The following is a 16,203-nucleotide window of genomic DNA, read 5'->3' as shown; positions in this document are numbered from 1 at the left end:
ATGTATGTGAGTGCGCGGCGGCCGTCAGCCGCCGCGGTGCAGCCGTCAGTGCGGCTGCGGCCCGACGTGGTCCTGCCACCACGCCAGCAGCGCGGCGCAATCGGCGAAATGCAGGTCGGCCAGTGCCGGCCAGGGATTGTCCGGATGCAGCAGCACGGTGGTGGCGCCGGCATGGCGCCCGCATTGCAGGTCGTAAGCGTGGTCGCCGACCATCGCCAGCGCCTGCGGCGCCACGCCCCAGTGCTCGGCCAGCTGCAGCAGGCCGCCGGGATGCGGCTTGGGCGGGGCCTCGTCGCGGCCGAGGATGGTCACCTCCTCGAACAGGTCGTCGACCTCGATCTCCTCCAGGGTCAACTGCGCCAGCTCGCGCGCGTTGCGGGTCAGCACCGCCAGCCGGCAATCGGCCGCATGCAGGGTGCGCAGCAGCGCCGGCGCACCGTTGGCTGGGGTAGCCTCCTGGGCAAGCACGCGCTCGTGCTCCAGCAGCCAGGCGTGCTTGCTGGCGCGCTGCGCGTCCGGCAGCGCCGCCAGGTGCTGCAGGATGTCGGCCTGCGGCGGGATCTGCAGTTCGCGGCGGATCAGCGCGAAATCGTGCACGGCGCGGGTCAGGGTGCCGTCCATGTCGAACACCCAGTGGCGCACCTGGCACAGCGCCTCGGCCGGCGGCGGCGTGACGGCCTGCATCGCGCTCAATCCCAGCCCGGCATCTGCGCGCCGTCCAGGCCACCGGTCTCGAACACCGCGGTGCGGGTGCCGCCGGCCTTCACCGGGAAGGTGATCTGCAGCACCGTGGTCTTGCGTGCCAGCTTCCACAGCGCCTTGTCGTCGCTGATGAACATGGCGATGGCCTCGTCGGTCTTGGGCCGCCAGGCCGCGGCCGCGTGCGGCGGCGCGTCGTCGGCCTTCAGTTCCACCTTGCAGCCGCCGGCGCAGCGGAAATCGCCGGACTGCAGCACCAGGTAGGCGCTGCGCTTCCATTCCGGATGGTCGCGGAACACCAGTTGCACCGGCTTGGGCCCGCTGCCGTCCACATCGACCTTGTCGCGGCTGTAGAGCATCGCCGAGCGCTGCACGCCCTTGCCGGCCGGCACCTGCGAATACTGCCAGGCCGCCTGCATGCGCCGCAGCTCGCGCGCCGCCTCGCCCTTGGCCTTGACCTCGGCGTAGCCGGGCTGGATGCGCTCGGCCGCGTCCGACCCGGGATACTGCTGCAGCAGCGCCGCGCCGTGGATCCGCGCCAGGTCCCAGTTGCCGGATTTCACCGCGGCGTCGTACTGCTTGGCCAGGTCGTCGGCCGCCTGCGCCTTGGCCTGCGCTTCGGCCGCGGCCTGCGCCTTGCGCTCGGCCTCGTGATCACCGCAAGCGGCCAGGGCGACGGCGCACAGCGCGCCGAGCAGGATGCGTTTCATCGTGGGGTTCCTCGTTGGATCAGGGTGTCGATGGCCTGCGCGACCTCGGCGGGCTTCTCGACGATGGACATGTGGCCGCTGCCGTCCAGCAGCACCTGGATCGCCTGCGGCAGGCGCTGCGCGTACAGCGCCAGCGCGCTGGCGTCGATCACCGCGTCCTGCACACAGTTCAGCAGCAGCGCTGGCTGGCGGATGCGCGCGGCCTCCTCGAACGGCAGGAACGCCTCCTCGCCACGGCCGATGCGCGCCAGCACCTGCTGTTCGAACGCGGCCTCGCGGCGGCGCCAGGCCACCACCGCCGGCACCGCCCAGCGCGGGATGCGCGGCTTGGCGCGCTCGAGCAGGAACACGGTGTCGATGTAGCGCTGCAACGATGCGGCATCGTGCACCGCGAACGGGTTGTGCCCGTCCAGCACCGCCTGGCCGAAGGCGTTGTCGGCGAAGCGCACGCCAGCGGCATTGAACAGGCCGACCCGGTCGAACACCGCCGGATGGCGCGCCGCGGCCAGCGCGGCGATGCCGCCGCCCATCGAGTGCCCGAGCAGCACGCATGCGCTGCCCGCACGGCGCGCGCACTGCAGCGCGAACGCGGCCACGCGCTCGGCCTGCGCGACGAAGCCGTAGTCCTGCCCGGCGATGCGTTGACTCTCGGCCCAGCCGGGCAGATCCGGGATCACCAGGTGGTAGCGCGTGCCCAGCGCGCGCGCCAGCGGCAGCCAGTTCTCCTTGCTGCCGGTGAAGCCGTGCACCAGCAACAGCGTCGGCGCGGCGGGATCGGCCGCGGCGCGCACCAGGTAGGTCCAGGTGTGTCCGGCGACCTGCGCCTGGCGCCGCTGCAGCCCGCTGCCGCGGCGCTGGCGCAGGCTCTCCAGCCGGACCAGCAGGAACGGATCGCGCAGCACCAGCACCACGCCGATCAGCGCCGCCACCATCAGCAGCACGCCGGCCAGCAACAGCCAGGCCATCGTCAACACCAGCACGGCGACACCGAAAGGCGGAGACGGGTCATGCACTCACACCACCACGTCGGCTTCGCCGAGATGGATCGCCAGCCATACGGTCGGCTGCGCGGGATCAGTGAAGGTCACCCAATGCGGGGTATCGGCCGGAATGAACAGATGATCGCCCGGTGCCAGCGCGACCTCGCGCTCGCACAGCGCCACCCGCGCGCTGCCGCGCAACAGCAGGACCCATTCGTCGTGTGCCTGCTGGTAGGGCGTGTCCTGCGGCGTGGTCTGCCCGTGCGAGACGATGCGCTCCACGCGGCAACCGGAGCGCCGCAGCAGCTCGGTGAAGATTTCGCTACCACGCGCATCGGGCAGCGCGGCCAGCAAGGAACCGGAGAGGGCGTGCGCGTCGGTCATCTCAGCACCGCCTCGACGGGCGCAGGTGAGTCCGCTCGCATCGGAATCGGCAGTGTCCTGCCATGGCGATGGCGCTTGCAGCGAAGACTGGAGCGGCGGTGGCGAACGGGATCATGCACGCATGGGCCGAGGACCATCGGGACTGCCGAGGATATCGCGAATGCGTGGCAGCGGGTCGCTGCCCGCGAGCAGCGGCATGTGTGGAATTCGTTAACGTCGCGATGGACCGGCGCGCGTTTCGTGCAGGAAGCGCATACGACGCCGCGCGGCGCGACATTCTGCGGCACGTGCGCAACCGATCGCGCCTGCCCCGCGCGATGCGATCGCGCAACAGGCCGGGCGCACAAACGCACACGGCGCCGGGATCGCTCCCGGCGCCGTGTGCGCGGTCTTCAGCAGGCGGCGCGCGTCAGTGCGCGGTGCTGCCGGCCTTGGCCTTGTCCAGCATCTCCTGCACCGACACCGTGGTGATCGGGTGGTAGCCGGGCTTGGCCTTGGCGAACACGTCCTCGGCGAACGCCAGCCCGTCCGGGGTCTTCACCAGTTCGGCGTAGATCGGCAGGATCAGCTTGCGGCGACCGACGCGGGCGATGAACTCGCCGGCGGCCGGACGCGCGTCCACGTAGCCGCTGCGGATCGCCAGCGGGTACCAGCGCATGGCGATCTCGCCGTTGGCGGTACCGGTGAAGTGGTAGGCGTCGTCGAGCTGCTTGAGCTGCGCCGGCGTCAGCTTCTCGCCCAGGCCGCTGAGGAAGCGCGTCCATTCCTGGGTGCTCCAGGCATCGGTCACCTGCTTGCCCGGCAGCGTGCCGCTGCCGGTCCAGGCGATGCGCGCGGTATCGACCATGGCGAAGTTGCGCGAGCGCGCCTTCTGCGCGAACGCCGGAATGCCCGGCTCGTCCAGCCACGCGTGCAGTTCCTGCGCGGTCACCGCATTCGGCTTCTTGGCCAGAAGATGCGTCTTGAGATACGCGACGAACTGATCGGTGTTGGCGCTCTGGAAGGCGTGGTCGTCGAACCAGCCGCGCAGGAACGGATCGAAGGTGTCGCGGCCGAAGCGCTGCTCCAGGAACTGCAGGAACCACGCGCCCTTGACGTAGGCGACCTGGCTCAGCGCCTCGTCCGGATCGCGCTCGGTCAGCGCCGGCAGCGCCAGCGCCTGGTCGGCCGGGCTCATGCCCTTCAGTTCGGCCAGCAGATCGGTCTGGTCGATCTCGCGCTCCATCTCCGCCGCTTCGGGGCCGTACAGCGCCTCGGTGATGCGTGCCTGCACGTAGGTGGTGAAACCTTCGTTGAGCCAGATGTCCTTCCAGCTGGCGTTGGTCACCAGGTTGCCGGACCAGCTATGCGCCAGCTCGTGCGCGATCAGCGACACCAGCGACTTGTCGCCGACGATCACCGTCGGCGTGGCGAAGGTCAGGCGCGGATTCTCCATACCGCCGAACGGGAACGACGGCGGCAGCACCAGCATGTCGTAGCGGCCCCAGCGGTACGGGCCGTACAGCGTCTCGGCGGCCACGATCATCTTCTCGGTGTCCTCGAACTCCTTGGCCGCCTTGTCGACCATCGCCGGCTCGGCCCACACGCCCGAGCGCGCGGAGATCGGCTTGAACACCAGGTCGCCGGCGGCGATCGCCAGCAGGTAGGACGGGATCGGCTGCGGCATCTTGAAGCGGTAGTCGCCGTTGCGCACCGCCTTGGGATCGTTGTCGGCGCTCATCAGCACCATCACGTCCGGACGCGAGACCACGTGCGCGCTGTAGGTGAAGCGCACGCTCGGCGTGTCCTGCAGCGGCACCCACGAGCGCGCGTGGATCGCCTGCGACTGGCTGAACATGAAGGGCAGCTTCTTGCCCTCGGTCATCGACGGCTCCAGCCACTGCAGGCCCGAGGCGGTCGGCGCGGTGTGATAGGTGATGCTGATCTTCTGCGGCTGCGTCGGTGCCTCGATGGTCAGCTTGCTGCCGTAGATCTTGTCGGCCGGCGCCAGCGCGTACTGCAGCGGCGCTTGCTGCCCTTTGCCGTCGTCGGCCTGCACCTTCTCGATGGTCAGGTCGCGCGTGTCCAGCACCAGTTGCTTGGCGCTCTTGTCCTTCCAGTCCAGCGTGTAGGTGGCGGTACCGCCGATCTGCTTGCTGTCGAAATCCAGTTTCAGATCCAGCGCTAGGTCCTTGATCACGACCTTGGACGGCTCGGCGTAGGAGGTCTCGTCGTGGCTGCGGTCGGCCGGCTTGGCCGCGGCGGGTGCCGGCTTGGCGGCAGGTGCGGCCGCATCGGGCGCGGACGCTTCACGGGAACACCCGGACGCGATCACCGCGGCCAGGGACAACAACAGGAACGGGGAACGCATGGCGGACAGCACCGGTTCGGGGAAACCGAAAGTTTACCGGAAGGCGGGGATTGGGGATTCGGGTGTGGGGATTCGCAGCGGCGGCGCGCCGCGCGCGCTTTTACGAATCCCGATTCCCGAATCCCGGCTTTCTGCGGCAGATACTTGCACCGGCACCGCACGACCGCGCGTCGGGACTGAAGTCCCTTCCCCAAGGACAGCCAGCACCGCGATCGGTCAGCAACCGATCGCCCGCTCTTGCGATTCCCCAATCCCGATTCCCGAATCCCGGCTTCTGCGGCAGATGCTTGCACCGGCACCGCACGACCGCGCGTCGGGACTGAAGTCCCTCCCACAAGGACTACCTAGCGCCGCGATCTGTCAGCACCGATCGCCCGCTCTCGCGATTCCCCAATCCCGATTCCCGAATCCCGGCTTTCTGCGGCAGATACTTGCACCGGCACCGCAGGACCGCGCGTCGGGACTGAAGTCCCTCCCACAAAGACGGCACAGGCCCCGCGATCGGTCAGCACCGATCGCCTGCTCTTACGATTCCCGAATCCCGATTCCCGAATCCCGGCTTCTAAATTTTGTAGCCCGAGTGGATCGCCACGATGCCGCCGGTGAGGTTCTTGTAGTGGCTGCGGGCGAAGCCGGCTGCTTCCATCATCGCCTTCAGCGCGTCCTGCGGCGGATGCTTGCGGATGCTCTCGGCCAGATACTGGTAGCTGTCGGCGTCCTTGGCGAACAGCTGGCCCAGGCGCGGCAGCACCTTGAACGAATGGAAGTCGTACAGCGGCTTGAACCAATCGGCGGTGACTTCGGAGAACTCCAGCACCCGCGCCTGGCCGCCGACCTTGAGCACGCGGTACATCTCGCGCAGCGCGGCGTCCTTGTCGGTGACGTTGCGCAGGCCGAAGGCGATGGTCACCAGGTCGAAGCTCTGGTCCGGGAACGGCAGCGCCTCGGCGTTGCATTGCACGTAGTCCAGGCCCGCGACCAGGCCGCGGTTGGTGAGGCGGTCGCGGCCCACCGAGAGCATGCCGGCGTTGATGTCGCCCAGCACGATCTCGCCGTCGGCACCGACCCGGTCCTTCAGCAGCGCGGCGATGTCGCCGGTGCCGCCGGCCAGGTCGAGCACGCGGTCGCCCGGCTTGACCTGCGCGGTGGCGACGAAATAGCGCTTCCAGACCCGATGGATGCCCATGCTCATCAGGTCGTTCATCAGGTCGTAGTTGCCGGCGACCGAGGTGAAGACCTCGCCGACCAGCTTCTGCTTGTCCTTGGCGGCGACGTCGCGGAAGCCGAAATGGGTGGTGCCGGTCTTGTAGGGGGATTCGCTCATGCCGGGATTATCGCACTGCCGGCCGCCGCGTGCCGGTGAAGCGCCGCACGGGATGACAGCCGCCGGCCGCCTGCGCCAGACTGCCGGCCACTCCCTTCCCCCGGCCCCGCCATGCTGACCACGCCCAACTACCGCGCCCTGCTCGACACCGCCATCGCCGAAGCCCGCCAGGGCCTGGCCGAAGGCGGCATCCCGATCGGCGCCGCCCTGTACCATCGCGACGGCCGTCTGCTCGGCTGCGGCCACAACCGCCGCGTGCAGGAAGGCGACCCGTCCGTGCACGGCGAGACCGACGCCTTCCGCAAGGCCGGACGCCAACGCCGCTACCGCGACACCATCATGGTCACCACCCTGGCACCGTGCTGGTACTGCAGCGGCCTGGTGCGGCAGTTCAACATCGGCACCGTCGTGGTCGGCGAATCGGTGACCTTCCAGGGCGGTATCGATTGGCTGCGCGAGAGCGGCGTGGACGTCATCGACCTGCACAGCCAGGAGTGCATCGACCTGCTCGGTGGCTTCATCGCCGCGCACCCGGACGTGTGGAACGAGGACATCGGCGAAGACTGAGCCTCGCGCCGCCGCGCGCCGGTCCAGGCGCGGCGGCCCTGACGACGCGATTCGGGCGACAGCGTTGCCCAGCTAAGCCCCCCGCCATGCCCTGCCGGCACGCGTGCTGCCGGCACGACGGGTCATCGCCCCTCGGAATCACTCGAGCCGGCACGGCGCCCACGGCCGACACCTGACACGTAAGTGTTATATTGTTTCAATATTCGACACCGACCGTCACGCATGCCGCCCGCTGCTTCCGTTTCCGCTGCGCCCGCGTCCCTCACCCTGCCCGCCACCGCCTCGGCCAGCGCGCGCCTGGCCTCGATCGACTTGCTGCGCGGCACGGTGATGCTGCTGATGCTGCTCGACCACGTGCGCGAGACCTTCTACCTGCACCACCCGGTCGGCGACCCGATGGAAGTGGAGGGCACGGCGCCGGCGCTGTTCGTCGCGCGCACCCTCGCCCACCTGTGTGCGCCGGTGTTCGTGTTCCTCACCGGCCTGTCGGCCTGGCTGTACGCGGCGCGGCAGGCCGATGGCCGCGCCGCGGCCGCCAGTTTCCTGCTCAAGCGCGGCCTGTTCCTGATCGTGCTGGAGCTGACCCTGGTCAACCTGGCCTGGAGCGGCGCCTTTCCGCCGCAGGCGCTGTACCTGCAGGTAATCTGGGCGATCGGCCTGAGCATGCTCGCCCTGGCCGCGCTGCTGTGGCTGCCGCGGCCGGCGCTGGCCCTGCTGGGCGCGGCGCTGGTCGCCGGCCACCACCTGCTGGACGGCGTGGAGGTCCACGGCGACGGCCCATTGGCCACCCTCTGGGCGGTGCTCTACGACCGGCGCTGGCTGGAGCTGGGCGAGCTGCGCCTGCGCACCTCGTATCCGGTGCTGCCGTGGATCGGGGTGATCGCGCTCGGCTACGCCGCCGGCCCCTGGTACGGCGCCGCCACCGACCCGGCGCAACGCCAGCAGCGCCTGCTGGCCTGGGGGCTGGGCGCACTGGCCGGGTTCCACCTGCTGCGCTGGCACAACGGTTACGGCGATGCGCCCTGGCAGGTGCAGGACGACCTCGCGCATACCGCGATGAGCTTCTTCAACGTCACCAAGTACCCGCCGTCGCTGCAGTTCCTGCTGCTGACCCTGGGCGTGGGCCTGCTGTTGCTGCGCCTGTACGAACACCCCACGGTCGCCCGCGCCCTGGCGCCATTGGCCGCGATCGGCGCGGCGCCGATGTTCTTCTACCTGCTGCACCTGTACGTGCTGAAGCTCGCCTACCTGGCCGCGGTGTCGCTGTGGGGTACCAACCAGGGCGATCTGTTCGGCGTGGGCAGCGTGGCTGCGCTGTGGGCCATCGCCGCGGTGCTTGGCCTGACCCTGTACTGGCCCACCGCCGCGTTCGCACGGCTGAAGGCGCGGCGCCGCGATCTGGCCTGGCTGCGCTACTTCTAAAACGTGTCCCAAGGCGCGTTGGTTCATCTGCGTGCAATGCAGGCGTGGTCGACTGCCGGTTCCTTCGTCCGTGCCTGGAGACCTGCGATGTCCACCCGCCTGCCGCAGTTGCTGCTGATCGGCCTGACCCTGGCCGCCTGCGCCGGATGCGCGAGCGCGGCGAGCAAGCGCGACGCCTGGGTGGTGCAGCAGATCCACGACTACAACCATCCCTACGCCGCGCAGCGCGCCGAACTGGACACCAAGATGGCGACCATGGCCACCGGCGCCTACGCCTTCTATCGCGGCACCGACCACATCTTCTACCAGGACATGACGACCCTGCCGGGGTCGCTGTGGACCTCGCCGCAGACCGGCTACACCTGGCTCGGCGGCGACACCCACGTCGGCAACTTCGATGCGGCGCGCGACAGCAGCGGCAAGGCGGTGTTCAAGGTCGGCGACTTCGACGAAGGCCACCTCGGCCAGTACGTGTGGGACCTGCGCCGGCTGGCCGCGAGCATGGTCCTGGCCGGGCGCGACAACGGCCTGTCCGACAGCGCCATCGGCGACGCCATCGACACCATGGTCGGCGCCTACCTGGACAAGATCGCCGATTTCCGCGGCAGCGATGCCGAAGCGAGCTTCCAGTTGAGCAAGCGCAACACCAGCGGCGCGGTGGCCAAGATCATCGACGGCGCCGACGGCAAGAGCCGCAGCAGCCTGCTGTCCAAGTACACGGTGGTCAGCGGCGGCAAGCGCCAGTTCCAGGACCTGGACAACCTGGTCGCGGTGGACGCCAGCACCGCCTCGGCGGTGGCCGCGGCGATGAACGGCTACATCGGTTCGATCGCCGCGTCCAAGCGCTATGCGGCCAGCTACTACAGCATCAAGGACGTACGCCAGAAGCTGGGCTCGGGCACCGGCAGCCTCGGCCGCCTGCGCCTGTACGTGCTGATCGAAGGCCCGAGCGCGTCGACCAGCGACGACGTGATCCTGGAATGGAAGCAGGAAGCGGCCAGCGTGGTCGCGGTGGCGGCGCCGTCGCAGATGCCGGCCTCCACCTACGACAACAACGAGGGCGCGCGGGTGGCGCGCACCGCCAAAGCGCAGACCATCGACGCCGACGTGCTGGTCGGCTACGCCAATGTCAACGGCACGCCGTTCTACGTGCACGAGAAGTCACCGTTCCAGCAGGACCTGGACCCGACCGCGCTGGACAGCGCCGGCAAGCTCGCCACGGCCGCCACCTACCTGGGCCAGGCCCTGGCCTCGGCGCACGCGCTGGCCGACCAGGACTACGACCCGAACGTGGTGCCCTACAGCATCGACAAGCAGATCGACCAGGCAGTCACCAGCAAGAGCGGCCTGAAATCGGAACTGCGCCAGTTCGCGTTCGACTACGCCGCACAGGTGCAACTGGACTGGCAGTCGTTCGTGGCCGCGTACAAGGCGGGGATGCCGCTGTATTGAGTGTGCTGGGGCGTGCAGGGACGCACGCCATGTGCTGTTCCGAGCACGCCTGCATGCCGGAGCGGCTTGCTTGCTGCACGACGGCTTCCCGTGACTCAACTGTCATGCAGTCGCGACTGCGCGAAGGGGTGTGCGTTCCGATAGCGCAATGCGTCGGGACTGAAGTCCCTCCCACAGTGCTGTCCTCCGACAAGGCTAGTGCCGCCCCTGTGGGAGCGGCTTCAGCCGCAACGCGCGAAGTACAAAACCACCTGGCACCTTCATACGTCGGGACTGAAGTCCCTCCCACAATGCGGTCCTCCGACGAGGCTGGCGCCGCCCCTGTGGCAGCGGCTTCAGCCTCGACGAAGCGTACCTGCGAAGCCTCGTCGCGACGGAAAGGGATCCTCTAAAAACCTCGACTTCGAGAATGGCGAGCCAAGCGGATCAGTCACTCGTGAATGCTCGGGTGGAGCACTTCGGGGTCAAGAGGTTCCCTGAAGTCGCTCACACAACAGCTATACGCCTCTCCGGCGCGTGGAGTCACAGGATGTACCGGCTCAGATCCGGATCCTGCACCAGCTCGCCCAGGTGCGCGTCGACATAGGTCGCGTCCACGGTGACGCTCTGTCCATCGCGGTCCGGGGCTTCGTAGCTCAGCGTGTCGAGCAGCCGCTCGAGCACGGTGTGCAGGCGCCGCGCGCCGATGTTCTCCTGGCGCTCGTTGACCAGGAACGCGATCTCCGCCAGGCGCGCGATGGCGTCGTCGGTAAAGCGCAGGCTCACGCCCTCGGTCAGCAACAGCGCTTCGTACTGCTTGGTCAGCGCCGCCTTCGGCTCGGTGAGGATGCGGATGAAGTCGTCCTTCGACAGCGCCGACAGCTCCACGCGGATCGGGAAACGGCCCTGCAGCTCCGGGATCAGGTCGCTGGGCTTGGCCAGGTGGAACGCGCCGGAGGCGATGAACAGGATGTGGTCGGTCTTGACCGTGCCGTACTTGGTGCTGACGTTGGAGCCTTCCACCAGCGGCAGCAGATCGCGCTGCACGCCTTCGCGCGAGACGTCGCCGCCGGTGGCGCCGGCCTCGCTGCGCTTGGCCACCTTGTCGATCTCGTCGATGAACACGATGCCGTGCTGTTCGCAGGCCTCGATCGCCGCGGCGCGCACGTCGTCCTCGTTGACCAGCTTGCCGGCCTCTTCCTCGATCAACAGCGGCCGCGCGGCCTTGATGGTCAGCTTGCGCGACTGCGATTTGCCGCCGCCCAGGTTGGAGAACATCTGCCGCAGCTGCTGGCCCATTTCCTCCATGCCCGGCGGGGTCATGATGTCCATGCTGACGTTGACCGCGACATCCAGTTCGATCTCGCGCTCGTCCAGCTCGCCAGCGCGCAGCATGCGCCGGAACTTGCTGCGGGTGTCGCTATCCTGCGCCGACGGCTCGTGCCGCGCCGCTTCCGGATCGAAGCCGATGCCGGCGCTGCGCCGCGGCAGCAGCGCATCCAGGATGCGGTCTTCGGCACGTTCCTCGGCCTGCGTGCGCACGCGGGTCTTGGCCTGCTCGCGGTACAGCTTCACCGCGGTATCGGCCAGGTCGCGCACGATCTGCTCCACGTCCTTGCCGACGTAGCCGACCTCGGTGAAGCGGGTCGCCTCGACCTTGACGAAGGGCGCGTTGGCCAACGTCGCCAGGCGCCGCGCGATCTCGGTCTTGCCGACGCCGGTGGGGCCGATCATCAGGATGTTCTTCGGCATCACTTCGTTGCGCAGCGCGTCGGGCAACTGCATGCGCCGCCAGCGGTTGCGCAGCGCGATCGCCACCGCGCGCTTGGCCTCGTGCTGGCCGACGATGTGGCGGTCCAGCTCCTGCACGATTTCGCGCGGGGTCATGGTGGAGGTATCGGGATTTGGCATTGGGGATTGGGGATTCGTAAGAGCGGGGGAGGAAAGATCGATGCGTGGCCGGATACCGGGAGGGAGTCGCTCAGCGAATCCCCACTCCCGACTCCCGAATCACAGCTCTTCGACCACCACGTTGCGATTGGTGTAGATGCAGATGTCGCCGGCGATGTTCAGCGCTTCGGTGGCGATGGTGCGCGCGTCCAGCGTGGTGTGGCCGAGCAGCGCGCGTGCCGCCGACAGGGCGTAGGAACCGCCGGAGCCGATGGCAATGATGCCGTCCTCCGGCTCGATCACATCGCCGGTGCCGCTGATGATCAGCGAGGTCTCCTTGTCGGCCACCGCCAGCAGCGCCTCGAGCTTGCCGAGGCGGCGTTCGGTGCGCCAATCCTTGGCCAGCTCCACCGCGGCGCGGGTCAGCTGGCCGTGCTTCTCCAGCTTGGCCTCGAACAGTTCGAACAGGGTGAACGCGTCGGCGGCGGCGCCGGCGAACCCGGCAAGCACCTGGCCCTCGCGGCCGAGCCGGCGCACCTTGCGCGCATTGCCCTTCATCACGGTGTGGCCCAGGGTCACCTGGCCGTCGCCGGCCACGGCGACACGGCCATCGCGGCGCACCGACAGGATCGTGGTGGCGTGGAAAACATTGGGGTTCTGACTGGGATCCATGCGGCCTCCGGAGCGATGACTCAGGTGTGGGGGCTGGCGGCGCGCGGTTCAAGCGTCGCCGTGAGTGGACGGGTCTTCGCCGAGCCGGGCATGCGCCGGCCGCGCCGGATCGGCGGCGATGCCCCAGGCGAGATGCCAATCTTCGCCCTCGGTCTCGATCGGGTGCAGGGTGCGCCCGGCGCCATTGCCGCAGGCCAGGTCGTTTGCCGCGCAGTAGCGGTCGCAGCCCCAGCACAGGCGTTCGGGGTGGCGCGGCGCCAGCGGAAAGGGTTTGGCCATCGGTACGCCCTCGCGACGTGGGATGGCAGTGTCGTCCCGTCTGCGCCGGCGCGCCTTGATCCAGAACAAGCGCGGAGCGACAGCGGCCGTGTCGGCCGCGATCACCCAGTCAGGACTTGCGCTTGGCGCGCGGATGCGCCGCGTCGTAGACCTTGGCCAGGTGCTGGAAGTCCAGGTGGGTGTAGATTTGCGTGGTGGCGATGTCGGCATGGCCGAGCAATTCCTGCACGCCGCGCAGGTCGCCGGAGGATTCCAGGATGTGGCTGGCGAAACTGTGCCGCAGCATGTGCGGATGCACGTGCTTGAACAGGCCCTGGCGCCCGGCCAGTTGCTTGATCCGGATCTGCACCGCGCGCGCGCCGATCGGCGCCCCGCCACGCCCCGGGAACACGGGCGCGGTGGCCTCGGCCTTACTTTCCTCGCGCCATTCCAGCAACGCCTTGCGCGCATGCGAACCGACCGGCACCAACCGCTGCTTGTTGCCCTTGCCCAGCACGCTGACCATGCCGGCGACGAAATCCAGGTCGCGCCAGCGCAGCGCGCACAGCTCGCTCAGGCGCAGGCCCGAGGAATAGAACAGCTCCAGCAGCGCGCGGTCGCGCAGGCCCAGCGGGGCATCGGTCGGCACTTCGACCAGGCGCACCGCCTCGTCGGCGTCGAGTACCTGCGGCAGCTTGCGCGGCGCCTTCGGCGCGCGCAACGCCGCGGCCGGGCTGGTGGCGATGTGGCCGTGCTTGAGCAACCACGCATAGAAGCTGCGGCACGCCGACAACCGCCGCTGCAGGCTCTTGGGCGACAGCCCGCGACGGTGTTCGGCGGCGATGAAGTTGCGCAGTTGCGCGGCATCGAGCGCGGCGGGTTCGCCGAGCAGGTTGGCGGCCGCCCACGCCTCCAGCGCCGCCAGGTCGCGCCGGTACGCGTCCAGGGTATGCGCGGACATGCGTCGCTCGACCTGCAGGTAGGAAAGGAACCGGGACTCGGGACTCGGGACCCGGGACCCGGGAGAAGCGGCCTCGCTTGCGTCGCCGGCAGTGCCCTGCCCGGCCTCATGATCGGCAGCACTGGTTCCGGCGCTGTCCCGGGCCGCGGGTCCCGGGTCGCGGGTCCCGGCCGTTCTCATCGCTGCAACGCCACCGCCAGCGCCTCGCCCATCATGCGCAGGAACAAGGTGCCCATGCCGGGATAGAACCGGTTCGGGTCGCGGCTGCCGACCGCGATCAGGCCCAGGCCCGGCAGCGGCAGCAGCGCGGTGGATTGCACCTCGTCCACGCGCTCGCCGTACAGCAGCGCCTGCTTCTCCGGTTGCAGGCGGCCGCAGATCGGCTCGCCGTCCTTCAGGCAATCGCGAAACGGCGCCAGCCGCGCATCGTCGGCCGCCAGCACCTGCAGCCACGGCGCCTGCTCCAGGCCGGGCAAGGGCTGCAACAGCACGATGCTGACCAGGTCGCCCTGGAAATCCTCCTGCAGCGAGGCGGCCATCGCGCGCACGCTGTCGGCGGCGCTGCGCTGGCGCATCAGCGCCAGGGTCAACTGATGGGTGCGCACCGCCAGCCGTTCGTTGACCTGCGCGTTGGCGGCCAGGTCGGCCAGCCGCCGCGACAGTTCGCGGTTCTTGTCGCGCAGCACTTCCAACTGGTAGCTGGCCAGCGACGCGGTGGGACCGTCGTCGCGCGGCACCACCAGGGTCAGCGCCAGATCGGGGAACTGTTTCAGGAAGCCGGGATGGCGCCGCAGCCACGCCGCGACCTCGTGCGCACCGATCTTGTCGTGGCTGTCGCTCATCGGATCCATTCTCCATCGAAGACGAACGTCGCCGGCCCGGACATCACCACCGGCGCGGTTTCGTCCGGCCACTGCACGCGCAGTTCGCCGCCGGGCAGGGTGACGCGCACGTCGCGCTCCACCCGGCCCCGCTGCATCATCACCGCGGCCGCCGCGCAGGCGCCGCTGCCGCAGGCCAGGGTCTCGCCGACGCCACGCTCGTACACGCGCAGGCGCAGGTGGCCGCGGTCGATCACCTGCACGAAGCCGACGTTGACCGAATCCGGGAACGAGGCGTGCTGCTGCAGCAGCGGCCCCAGGCGGTCCACCGGCGCCGCATCGACCAGGCCCACTTCCAGCACCGCGTGCGGGTTGCCCATCGACACCGCGCCGAAGCGCACGCTCCCGCCCTGCAGCGGCAGCACATACTCGTCGCGCGCGCGCGGGAAACCGACCAGCGGCACGTCCTCCGGCGCGAAGCGTGGCACGCCCATCGCCACGGCGAATGCGCCGTCGGCGCCGTGGGTGATGTGGTGGCTGCCGGCGGGGCTTTCGATCACGAACGTGTCGGCGGCCGGCGCACTGCCGTCGCGCACCAGCCAGGCGGCGACGCAGCGCGCGCCGTTGCCGCATTGCCCGGCGGCGCTGCCGTCGGTGTTCCAGATGCGATAGCTGGCGACCGCCGCGGCACCGCGTGGCGGTTCGATGGTCAGGATCTGGTCGCAGCCGACGCCGAAGTGGCGGTCGGCCAGGCGTACCGCCAGTGCGGCGTCCGGTGGCGGGGTGCCGTCGCGCAGGTCGAGCACCACGAAATCGTTGCCCGCGCCCTGCATCTTGCTGAAACGCAGGCGCGCGTCGTGGCGGGCCTCACTCATTCCCATTGGTGGGCATGGTGGTGTCGTTGGCCGGCGGGCGCTGCCCATCCACCGGCTGCGCCTGCCCGGCGGGATCGGTGGTCGCCGGCGGCGTCGCGTCGGGCGGGGGCGTGGCGGGCGCGGCTTCCACCGGGACCGGCTTCTGCGGCATCACCAGCGGCCCCTTATTGCCGCAGCCGGCCAGGGCCAGCAGTGCAGCGGCGGAGAGAACGAGACGGATCGGAGAAGAGGACGATGTGCTCATGCGCCGAGTATAGCCACACCGGCATGAACCGGCTGTGCCGCGCTCGCGCAACGCGCCGCGCTCACTCGCGCGGCGGCTCGGGCCGCCACCACAGCCACAGCGCCACCGCGCTCATGCAGCCGATCGCCAGTACCTGCACCCACAACCGGTGCACGAACAACAGCAGCACCAGCGCGCATGCGGCCATGGTCAGCGTCGCCATCCATTTGCCGCGCCGGCTGACCGCGCCATGCCGTTCCCAGTCGCGGATGCTGCGGCCGAAACGCGGATCGCGCAGCAGGCGCCGGCGCAGCCGCGGCGAACCACGCGCGGCGGCATAGGCGGCGATCAGCACGAACACCGTGGTCGGCAAGCCCGGCACGAAGATGCCGACGATGCCGGTCGCCAAGCTGGCATAGGCCAGCAGCCACCAGGCCCAGCGGAAACGGGAGTTCGGACGCATCGGGCCATGATAAGCCCGCGCCGGCACGCGCAGGCGCAATCGCCCATCGATGCGACCGTGGTAGCCGTGCGGCAGCGACTGTAGATACCGTCTTACCCCCTAGCAGGCAAGGGCCCTTTTCGGGTCGAACGCGGTGCCCGATTTGAGGACGCCGTAGGCGAGGTGCAGGAGCT

17 protein-coding genes are annotated in these 16,203 nt (G+C 69.4%); 3 read left to right on the top strand and 14 right to left on the bottom strand.

Annotated elements, in window-relative coordinates:
- Window positions 1-45: 45 nt before the first annotated feature.
- From GGR71_RS20635 to ubiE, 6 genes are all read right to left on the bottom strand, one after another.
- Window positions 46-684, bottom strand: a complete 639-nt coding sequence (locus tag GGR71_RS20635) for an HAD family hydrolase (protein ID WP_160963415.1) — start codon at window positions 682-684, stop codon at window positions 46-48.
- A gap of 5 nt (window positions 685-689) precedes the next feature.
- The gene (locus GGR71_RS20630; protein ID WP_017910020.1) at window positions 690-1,409 is read right to left on the bottom strand and encodes a hypothetical protein; all 720 of its coding nucleotides are present in this window, start codon (window positions 1,407-1,409) and stop codon (window positions 690-692) included.
- Complete coding sequence (locus GGR71_RS20625; protein ID WP_160963413.1) at window positions 1,406-2,389, bottom strand: alpha/beta fold hydrolase; 984 nt, start codon at window positions 2,387-2,389, stop codon at window positions 1,406-1,408. The genes GGR71_RS20630 and GGR71_RS20625 overlap by 4 nt, the downstream gene beginning before the upstream one ends.
- A gap of 33 nt (window positions 2,390-2,422) precedes the next feature.
- Window positions 2,423-2,773: a cupin domain-containing protein gene (locus GGR71_RS20620; RefSeq protein ID WP_160963411.1), complete on the bottom strand. Its 351-nt coding sequence runs from the start codon at window positions 2,771-2,773 to the stop codon at window positions 2,423-2,425.
- A 409-nt stretch (window positions 2,774-3,182) separates the two neighbouring features.
- Window positions 3,183-5,123 (bottom strand): M1 family metallopeptidase, encoded by a 1,941-nt coding sequence (locus GGR71_RS20615; RefSeq protein WP_160963409.1) that lies wholly within the window; start codon window positions 5,121-5,123, stop codon window positions 3,183-3,185.
- 562 nt (window positions 5,124-5,685) lie between these two features.
- The gene (gene ubiE, locus GGR71_RS20610; protein ID WP_048491051.1) at window positions 5,686-6,447 is read right to left on the bottom strand and encodes a bifunctional demethylmenaquinone methyltransferase/2-methoxy-6-polyprenyl-1,4-benzoquinol methylase UbiE; all 762 of its coding nucleotides are present in this window, start codon (window positions 6,445-6,447) and stop codon (window positions 5,686-5,688) included.
- Between the two features lie 111 nt (window positions 6,448-6,558).
- On the opposite strand from ubiE, the gene GGR71_RS20605 reads away from it, so the two are divergent.
- The 3 genes from GGR71_RS20605 to GGR71_RS20595 all read left to right on the top strand — a co-directional run bounded on the left by GGR71_RS20605 (window position 6,559) and on the right by GGR71_RS20595 (window position 9,888).
- The gene (locus GGR71_RS20605) at window positions 6,559-7,014 is read left to right on the top strand and encodes a nucleoside deaminase (protein ID WP_160963405.1); all 456 of its coding nucleotides are present in this window, start codon (window positions 6,559-6,561) and stop codon (window positions 7,012-7,014) included.
- 222 nt (window positions 7,015-7,236) lie between these two features.
- On the top strand, window positions 7,237-8,436 hold the full coding sequence (locus GGR71_RS20600) for a DUF1624 domain-containing protein (protein WP_160963403.1): 1,200 nt from the start codon (window positions 7,237-7,239) through the stop codon (window positions 8,434-8,436).
- Window positions 8,437-8,523: 87 nt separating this feature from the next.
- Window positions 8,524-9,888 carry a DUF2252 domain-containing protein gene (locus GGR71_RS20595; RefSeq protein WP_160963401.1) on the top strand — a complete coding sequence of 455 codons (1,365 nt, stop codon included), beginning with the start codon at window positions 8,524-8,526 and terminating at the stop codon, window positions 9,886-9,888.
- Window positions 9,889-10,410: 522 nt separating this feature from the next.
- On the opposite strand, the gene hslU is transcribed toward GGR71_RS20595, so the two are convergent.
- From hslU to GGR71_RS20555, 8 genes are all read right to left on the bottom strand, one after another.
- Window positions 10,411-11,778 carry an ATP-dependent protease ATPase subunit HslU gene (gene hslU / locus GGR71_RS20590; RefSeq protein ID WP_160963399.1) on the bottom strand — a complete coding sequence of 456 codons (1,368 nt, stop codon included), beginning with the start codon at window positions 11,776-11,778 and terminating at the stop codon, window positions 10,411-10,413.
- A 99-nt stretch (window positions 11,779-11,877) separates the two neighbouring features.
- Entirely contained in the window at window positions 11,878-12,429 is a 552-nt protein-coding gene (gene hslV, locus GGR71_RS20585; protein ID WP_048491055.1) for an ATP-dependent protease subunit HslV, read from the bottom strand.
- A 48-nt stretch (window positions 12,430-12,477) separates the two neighbouring features.
- On the bottom strand, window positions 12,478-12,708 hold the full coding sequence (locus GGR71_RS20580; protein ID WP_160963397.1) for a DUF3079 domain-containing protein: 231 nt from the start codon (window positions 12,706-12,708) through the stop codon (window positions 12,478-12,480).
- Between the two features lie 109 nt (window positions 12,709-12,817).
- Window positions 12,818-13,828, bottom strand: coding sequence for a tyrosine recombinase XerC (gene xerC / locus GGR71_RS20575; RefSeq protein ID WP_255490377.1), 1,011 nt, complete (start codon window positions 13,826-13,828; stop codon window positions 12,818-12,820).
- Window positions 13,825-14,490, bottom strand: coding sequence for a DUF484 family protein (locus GGR71_RS20570; protein ID WP_160963395.1), 666 nt, complete (start codon window positions 14,488-14,490; stop codon window positions 13,825-13,827). The genes xerC and GGR71_RS20570 overlap by 4 nt, the downstream gene beginning before the upstream one ends.
- The gene (dapF, locus tag GGR71_RS20565; RefSeq protein WP_160963393.1) at window positions 14,487-15,344 is read right to left on the bottom strand and encodes a diaminopimelate epimerase; all 858 of its coding nucleotides are present in this window, start codon (window positions 15,342-15,344) and stop codon (window positions 14,487-14,489) included. Before dapF ends, GGR71_RS20570 begins: the two co-directional genes overlap by 4 nt.
- A complete protein-coding gene (gene lptM, locus GGR71_RS20560; protein ID WP_160963391.1) occupies window positions 15,337-15,588 on the bottom strand; it encodes an LPS translocon maturation chaperone LptM in 252 nt (83 codons plus the stop codon). The genes dapF and lptM overlap by 8 nt, the downstream gene beginning before the upstream one ends.
- A gap of 61 nt (window positions 15,589-15,649) precedes the next feature.
- Window positions 15,650-16,030: a YbaN family protein gene (locus GGR71_RS20555; protein WP_160963390.1), complete on the bottom strand. Its 381-nt coding sequence runs from the start codon at window positions 16,028-16,030 to the stop codon at window positions 15,650-15,652.
- Between the last annotated feature and the right edge of the window lie 173 nt (window positions 16,031-16,203).

The organism is Xanthomonas sp. F1, from assembly GCF_014199855.1.
The sequence above is the reverse complement of the archived record's forward strand: the minus strand, read 5'-3'. Positions and strand labels throughout refer to the sequence as shown.

What these genes read in the sequence shown, in the direction of transcription:
- GGR71_RS20635 (WP_160963415.1), bottom strand. Translation starts at nt 684, where the DNA reads ATGCAGGCCGTCACGCCGCCGCCGGCCGAGGCGCTGTGCCAGGTGCGC.
- GGR71_RS20630 (WP_017910020.1), bottom strand. Translation starts at nt 1,409, where the DNA reads ATGAAACGCATCCTGCTCGGCGCGCTGTGCGCCGTCGCCCTGGCCGCT.
- GGR71_RS20620 (WP_160963411.1), bottom strand. Translation starts at nt 2,773, where the DNA reads ATGACCGACGCGCACGCCCTCTCCGGTTCCTTGCTGGCCGCGCTGCCC.
- GGR71_RS20615 (WP_160963409.1), bottom strand. Translation starts at nt 5,123, where the DNA reads ATGCGTTCCCCGTTCCTGTTGTTGTCCCTGGCCGCGGTGATCGCGTCC.
- ubiE (WP_048491051.1), bottom strand. Translation starts at nt 6,447, where the DNA reads ATGAGCGAATCCCCCTACAAGACCGGCACCACCCATTTCGGCTTCCGC.
- GGR71_RS20605 (WP_160963405.1), top strand. Translation starts at nt 6,559, where the DNA reads ATGCTGACCACGCCCAACTACCGCGCCCTGCTCGACACCGCCATCGCC.
- GGR71_RS20600 (WP_160963403.1), top strand. Translation starts at nt 7,237, where the DNA reads ATGCCGCCCGCTGCTTCCGTTTCCGCTGCGCCCGCGTCCCTCACCCTG.
- GGR71_RS20595 (WP_160963401.1), top strand. Translation starts at nt 8,524, where the DNA reads ATGTCCACCCGCCTGCCGCAGTTGCTGCTGATCGGCCTGACCCTGGCC.
- hslU (WP_160963399.1), bottom strand. Translation starts at nt 11,778, where the DNA reads ATGCCAAATCCCGATACCTCCACCATGACCCCGCGCGAAATCGTGCAG.
- hslV (WP_048491055.1), bottom strand. Translation starts at nt 12,429, where the DNA reads ATGGATCCCAGTCAGAACCCCAATGTTTTCCACGCCACCACGATCCTG.
- GGR71_RS20580 (WP_160963397.1), bottom strand. Translation starts at nt 12,708, where the DNA reads ATGGCCAAACCCTTTCCGCTGGCGCCGCGCCACCCCGAACGCCTGTGC.
- xerC (WP_255490377.1), bottom strand. Translation starts at nt 13,828, where the DNA reads ATGAGAACGGCCGGGACCCGCGACCCGGGACCCGCGGCCCGGGACAGC.
- GGR71_RS20570 (WP_160963395.1), bottom strand. Translation starts at nt 14,490, where the DNA reads ATGAGCGACAGCCACGACAAGATCGGTGCGCACGAGGTCGCGGCGTGG.
- dapF (WP_160963393.1), bottom strand. Translation starts at nt 15,344, where the DNA reads ATGAGTGAGGCCCGCCACGACGCGCGCCTGCGTTTCAGCAAGATGCAG.
- lptM (WP_160963391.1), bottom strand. Translation starts at nt 15,588, where the DNA reads ATGAGCACATCGTCCTCTTCTCCGATCCGTCTCGTTCTCTCCGCCGCT.
- GGR71_RS20555 (WP_160963390.1), bottom strand. Translation starts at nt 16,030, where the DNA reads ATGCGTCCGAACTCCCGTTTCCGCTGGGCCTGGTGGCTGCTGGCCTAT.